Origin of the sequence: Trebonia sp. (genome assembly GCF_049794275.1) — a bacterium.
In the GTDB taxonomy this organism is placed as follows: Bacteria; Actinomycetota; Actinomycetes; order Streptosporangiales; family Streptosporangiaceae; genus Trebonia.
This window is the reverse complement of sequence record NZ_JBARCR010000363.1, coordinates 1-6,127: the sequence shown is the minus strand read 5'-3', so window position 1 is coordinate 6,127 and position 6,127 is coordinate 1. Positions and strand designations below refer to the sequence as shown.

General features: G+C 70.6%; 5 protein-coding genes. 3 read left to right on the top strand and 2 right to left on the bottom strand.

Annotated features, from left to right (window positions below):
* Window positions 1-126 precede the first annotated feature (126 nt).
* Window positions 127-1,053, bottom strand: a complete 927-nt coding sequence (locus tag WA805_RS09980) for an NADP-dependent oxidoreductase (protein WP_425242201.1) — start codon at window positions 1,051-1,053, stop codon at window positions 127-129.
* 181 nt (window positions 1,054-1,234) lie between these two features.
* Between WA805_RS09980 and WA805_RS09975 the strand changes: the two genes are divergently transcribed.
* Genes WA805_RS09975 through WA805_RS09965 form a run of 3 tightly spaced genes read left to right on the top strand, consistent with a single transcriptional unit; the run spans window position 1,235 to window position 4,523 of the window.
* A complete protein-coding gene (locus WA805_RS09975) occupies window positions 1,235-2,077 on the top strand; it encodes a nitrilase-related carbon-nitrogen hydrolase (protein WP_422279458.1) in 843 nt (280 codons plus the stop codon).
* Window positions 2,077-3,510, top strand: coding sequence for a dihydropyrimidinase (gene hydA / locus WA805_RS09970; protein WP_422325528.1), 1,434 nt, complete (start codon window positions 2,077-2,079; stop codon window positions 3,508-3,510). The genes WA805_RS09975 and hydA overlap by 1 nt, the downstream gene beginning before the upstream one ends.
* A 17-nt stretch (window positions 3,511-3,527) precedes the next feature.
* The gene (locus tag WA805_RS09965; protein WP_425242200.1) at window positions 3,528-4,523 is read left to right on the top strand and encodes a TIGR03842 family LLM class F420-dependent oxidoreductase; all 996 of its coding nucleotides are present in this window, start codon (window positions 3,528-3,530) and stop codon (window positions 4,521-4,523) included.
* 28 nt (window positions 4,524-4,551) lie between these two features.
* On the opposite strand, the gene WA805_RS09960 is transcribed toward WA805_RS09965, so the two are convergent.
* Window positions 4,552-6,127, bottom strand: a 1,576-nt coding sequence (locus WA805_RS09960) for a DUF1906 domain-containing protein (RefSeq protein ID WP_425242199.1), incomplete at its 5' end; no start/stop codon positions are given.

Sequence of the window (6,127 nt, the reverse complement as noted above, 5' to 3'; positions counted from 1 at the left end):
GGCTCCGCCCTGCTCCGCGTCCTCGCCGCCGCCGCGGTCGTGGCGGCGGCCGCCCTGGTCCTGCCCGGGCGCGATTAACGGTGCGGCTAGGGAGTCGCCACGGGCCCGTTCGGGATAATGAAGTGCCTACGGGAGCAGGACGATCTTGCCCCTGATGTGGCCTGTGGCCAGCCTCTCGTAGGCCTCGCGGACCTGGTCCAGCGGGTACGTCGCCGCGATCGGCACCTCGAGCTCGCCGGCGGCGATGAGCTGAGCGAGCTCCGCGAGGTTCGCGGCGCTGGCGCCGACGGCGTTGCCCTCGGACTTGACGCCGTACTCCCGCACCGCGTCGAAGCGGACGATCGTGTCGACGCGGGACGGCTCGACGCCGAGCTCGTTGATCGCGAACTCCACGTAGTCGCCGCCGTGGGTGTCGATGAACGCGTCCACCTGTGGGGTGGTCAGCAGGGCGTCGAAGATGCGGCCGACGAGGTCCTCGCCGTAGCGCACCGGGATCGCGCCGTGCTCGCGGAGCCATTCCTGGTTATGCGGCCCGGCGATGCCGACCACCGTGGCGCCGGCCCGCCTGGCGAGCTGGACGGTGAGCGAGCCGACGCCGCCCGCCGCGGCGGAGACGGCTACCGTGTCGCCGGCCGTGAGGTTCACGGCACGGATCGCGGCCCACGCGGTGAAGCCGGCGACGCCCAGCGCGCCGGCTACCTCCCAGGGCACGTCCGCGGGCTTGCTGGCCAGGTTGTCCGCGTCGACCACGGCGTACTCGGCCTGGGCGGACCGGGTGTCGACCCAGCCGATCACCTCATCGCCCGCCGCCACCGTCGTGACGCCGGGGCCGAGCCGGTCGACGACCCCGGCCAGGTCGCTGCCCTGCCCGCTCGGGAACGTGGCCGGCCACCGCGCGTGCAGCTGGCCCTCGCGGATCTTCGCTTCTCCCGGGTTGATGCCCGCCGCTTTGACCCGGACCAGCACCTGACCGGCGCCGGGGTCGGGCACCGGCACGTCGGCCACCGTGAGAACGTCCGCGTCGCCGTACTCGTCGAAACGTACCGCCTTCATCGCCGCCTCCAGTCGTTTCTCTGCCGATCACCACCAACCCCGTCAGCACTACCGGTTATGCCCGGCAAGATTCGTACCAACGGACAATGGCCCGGGCGGTTACAAACGGGGGCATCACGGGGGAAGATCTTGCTGTGCAACGGCAACGACAGCGTAAGTCAGCGTAGACCAGGAGGCTGGGATGCCGGAGATCGTGCGGGCAGGCCTCGTCCAGCAGGCGTGGACCGGGGACAAGGATTCGATGACCGCGGCCGCGGTCGCGCACATCGCCACCGCCGCCTCGGCCGGGGCGCAGGTGGTGTGCCTGCAGGAGCTGTTCTACGGACCGTACTTCTGCCAGGTGCAGGACGCGGACTACTACTCCTATACCGAGGCGATCCCTGACGGGCCCACGACGGCCCTGATGCAGGACGTCGCGCGCCAGCACGGGGTCGTGCTCGTGATCCCCATGTACGAGGCGGAACAGGCCGGGGTGTATTACAACACCGCGGCGGTCATCGACGCCGACGGCACGTACCTGGGCAAGTACAGGAAGAACCATATTCCGCAGGTGAAGGGCTTCTGGGAGAAGTTCTACTTCCGGCCAGGCAACCTCGGCTACCCGATATTCGACACGGCGGTCGGCCGGATCGGCGTCTACATCTGCTACGACCGGCACTTCCCTGAAGGGTGGCGGGCGCTCGGCCTGGCCGGCGCGCGGATCGTCTTCAACCCGTCGGCGACGTCCCGGGGACTGTCCTCGTACCTGTGGCGGCTCGAGCAGCCGGCCGCCGCGGTCGCCAACGAGTACTACATCGGGGCGATCAACCGGGTCGGCGTCGAGCCCCTCGGGGACAACGACTTCTACGGCGGGTCCTACTTCGTCGACCCGCGCGGGCAGCTGGTCGGCGCGGCCGCGGCCGACGACGCCGACGAGGTGATCGTCCGCGACCTGGACATGGACAAGCTGACCGAGGTCAGGGACCTCTGGCAGTTTTACCGGGACCGCCGCCCCGACTCCTACGACAGCCTGGTGAACCCCTGATGAGCATCCTGATCAGGGGCGGCACGGTGGTGACCGCCGAGGGGACGCTGGACGCGGACGTGCTGATCGTCGGCGAGAAGATCGCGGCGGTCCTCGCGCGCGGCTCGGCGACCGACGCGGCGACGTTCGCGGCCGCTGGCGCGGCGGCTGACGCGGAGCCGGACGCGGACGTGCTTATCGATGCCATCGGGAAGTACGTGATCCCTGGCGGGATCGACGGGCACACGCACATGGAGATGCCGTTCGGCGGCACATTCTCCGCTGACACCTTCGAGACCGGCACCAAGGCGGCGGCCTGGGGCGGCACCACCACGATCGTCGACTTCGCCGTGCAGGCGAAGGGCACCAGCCTGCTGGCGACCCTGGACAAGTGGCACGAGAAGGCCGACGGCAACTGCGCCATCGACTACGGCTTCCACATGATCGTCTCCGACGTCAACGACGCGACGCTGAAGGAAATGGAGTCGTGCATCGGCGCCGGGGTGACGAGCTTCAAGATGTTCATGGCCTACCCCGGCGTGTTCTACGCGACCGACGGCGAGATCCTGCTGGCGATGCAGCAGGCGTCCCGCTCCGGGGCCACGATCATGATGCACGCGGAGAACGGCATCGCGATCGACCAGCTGGTCGCCCAGGCCATCGCCGCGGGCCACACGGACCCGGTGTATCACGGCCTGACCAGGCCGCCCGAGCTCGAGGGCGAGGCCACCAGCCGGGCGATCACCCTGGCGCGGGTCGCCGACTGCCCGCTGTACATCGTGCACCTGTCCGCGGCGCACGCGCTGGCGGCGGTCGCCGCGGCGCGGGACGCCGGGCAGAACGTCTTCGCCGAGACCTGTCCGCAGTACCTCTACCTGTCGCTCGACGACCTCGCGCGGCCGGACTTCGAGGGCGCGAAGTTCGTCGCCTCGCCGCCGCTGCGCACCCCGGACCATTCGGCCGCGCTGTGGCGCGGGCTGCGGACCAACGACCTGTCGATCGTGTCCACCGACCACTGCCCGTTCTGCTTCAAGGAGCAGAAGGAACTCGGCCGCGGCGACTTCTCCAAGATCCCCAACGGCATGCCGGGCGTCGAGCATCGGATGGACCTGCTGCACCAGGGCGTGGTCGCCGGGGAGATCACCCTGTCGCGCTGGGTGGAGACGTGCGCCACGACGCCGGCCAGGATGTTCGGCCTGTACCCGCGGAAGGGCGTCATCGCGGCCGGAGCGGACGCCGACGTCGTGGTCTACGACCCCGCCGCGAAGCAGACCCTCTCGGCCGCCACCCACCACATGAACGTGGACTACTCGGCCTACGAGGGGATGGAGATCACCGGCAAGGTCGACGTCACCATCTCCCGCGGCCGCGTGGTCGTGGCGGACGGGGAGTTCCGCGGCGCCGCCGGGCAGGGCACCTTCCTGCCGCGCGATCTCAACCAATACCTGCTCTGAACGGTAAGGGGGGCCACATGGAGTTCGGGGTAGTACTGCAGCCGAATCCGCCCGCAAGCGGGCTGATCGCCATGATGAAGCGCGCCGAGGCCGGCGGCTTCGGCTACGGGTGGACGTTCGACTCCCACGTGCTGTGGCAGGAGACATTCGTCCTTTATCCCCGCATCCTGGAGTCGACGTCGACGATGATCGTCGGGCCGATGGTCACCAATCCGGGGACGCGGGACTGGTCGGTGATCGCGTCGACGTTCGCCACGCTGAACGACAGCTTCGGCAACCGCACGATCTGCGGTATCGGCCGCGGCGACTCGGCCCGCCGGTACATCGGGCTGCCGCCGGTGTCGCTGTCCACCCTGTCGTCGGCGATGACGGTGATCAAGGAGCTCGCCGAGGGGCGTGAAGTCGAGCACCACGGGCAGCCGCTGCGGATCCCGTGGGTCAGATCCGGCTCGCTGCCCATATGGATGGCGGCCTACGGCCCTAGGGCGCTGCGGCTGGTCGGCGAGCAAGCCGACGGGTTCATCCTGCAGACCGCCGACCCGGACATCGCGCGCTGGACGTTCGCCGCGGTCCGCGCGGCGGCCCGGGACGCCGGGCGCGACCCGGCGTCGATCACGATGTGCGTGGCGGCGCCGGCCTACGTGGGCACGGATCTCGCGCACCAGCGGGACCAACTGCGCTGGTTCGGCGGGATGGTGGGTAACCACGTCGCCGACCTGGTCGCCCGCTACGGCACCGAAGGGCCGGTGCCGCACGCCCTGACCGAGTACATCGAGGGCAGGTCCGGGTACGACTACAGCCATCACGGGCAGGCGGGGAACCCGTCGGCGGACTTCGTGCCCGATTCGATTATCGACCGGTTCTGCCTGGTGGGGCCCGCGGCGGCGCACATCGAGCGGCTGGCGGAGCTCGCGTCGATCGGGGCGGACCAGTTCGCGCTCTACCTGATGCACGACGACGAGGAGAACACCCTCGACTCCTACGCCGAGGAGATCATCCCGGCGCTGCGCTAGCGCGGCCGGCGACGTTCCGGTGCCGCGGTCACCGCACGGGAACGTTCGGCGATCCCAGGCAGGCGAGCGTGGGCGCGGCGGGCACGGTCTGGTGCTCGGGCAGCGTCCCGCCCAGGGCGTACTGGGTGAGCTGGGTGGTCAGCTGTGCCGTGCCTGCCGCGGTGGGCGTGTCCGACAGTTCGAAGTAATTGCGGCCCGGCGACTGCCGCTGCGGTGCCCCCGGATAGTAGAAGGGGGTGGACCCGGCTTTCCTCTTCGCCGGATTCGCCCAGCCGCAGACGTTGAAGTACAGCCCGTCCGCCGCCGGCTGCCCCACGGCGAGCACCAGGGCCTTGCCCCCGGCCGTGGCGGTCCACGCCCGGCTGTAGGAGCCGGTCACGTCGCTGAGCGGCAGCGCGAGAGCCGCAGCGATCGCCACCGCGGCGCTCATGCTCGTCTTGTCGGCCGCGTACAGCACGAGCGGGTGGGCGGGCGGCAGCGTTCGGCCCGCTGGCACCACGCTGACCAGGACGAACGAGTCGGCGACGGGCTTGCCGCCCGCGGTCACCGTGATCGGCAGACTGTACCGCCTGGCGGCTAGCGACTTGGACGGCGCCAGGGTCAGCCCGACCGAGAGGGCCATGCTGGGCCAGAGGTCCACGTTGCCGGCGCTCGGCGACACTGTCAGGCCCTTGGGCGCGGCGGCCTGCCAGCGGATGGCGACCGGCGTATTCGGCACACCCTGCAAGGTCAGCCGCACGCTGGCGGTCTGTCCTGGCGCCACTCGCAGTTCGCTCGGCGCGGCATTCTCGTTGGGTCCGTGCAGCACCGGGACGGCCGGCAGGCCGGCCACCAGCCCGTCGGCCGCGTCGCTGTCCATGTTCACGGTGGCGCCGCCCCACGTCTCGTTGTGCGGGCCCGCGTACTGGTGCAGCCGCTGGTGATTCGCCCAGTCCCCGTTCGGCACGGCGTGGTCGGTCAGCACCGGCTCGCTGTTCCAGTCGGCGATCCAGATGTCGTCGGGGCGCGGGTAACCGGCGTTACCGTACTGGTGGGCCAGGTCCGTGATCCCTGAGCTGGCGCTCGAGTACACGCCGGAGACGTAGCCGGCCGCGTGCAGCCCGCGCGTCCACCCGCCGAGGAAGTTAAGAACGGCACGGGTGCAGGCGGACTGGCCCGTCTGGTAGCCCTCCATGTCGAAGTACACCGGCGTGCCAGGACCGAATCCGAACGCCCGCGCGGCGGCGACCGCGCTCTTGGCCTCGGACTGGCCTTCCGCGGCCGCCTGCGACGGGTTGATCTTCGCGACGAAAGGAACGTTCGTGCACGGCGCCTGCCTGCCGACCCAGAGCGGCGCGAACCGCCACCCTTCCGCGGCCACCTTGCGCACCCAGGCCGGGGTGAAGTTCCCGTAGCTGCAGGCCCAGTTCATGCCGCCCAGGTAGGTGGCGGCCACCCGGTAAGGCGAGGAGAGCCACGACGTCATCGTCGCGGCGGAGGGAACCGTACACGTGTCGAACCCGAGTCCGCTCCCGGTCAGCCCCGACACCCTGGCGGTGGCCGCGGCCGGCGCTGCCTGCTGCGCGGCGGCCGCCTTCACAGGGGCCGCCTGCGCGGTGCCGGCC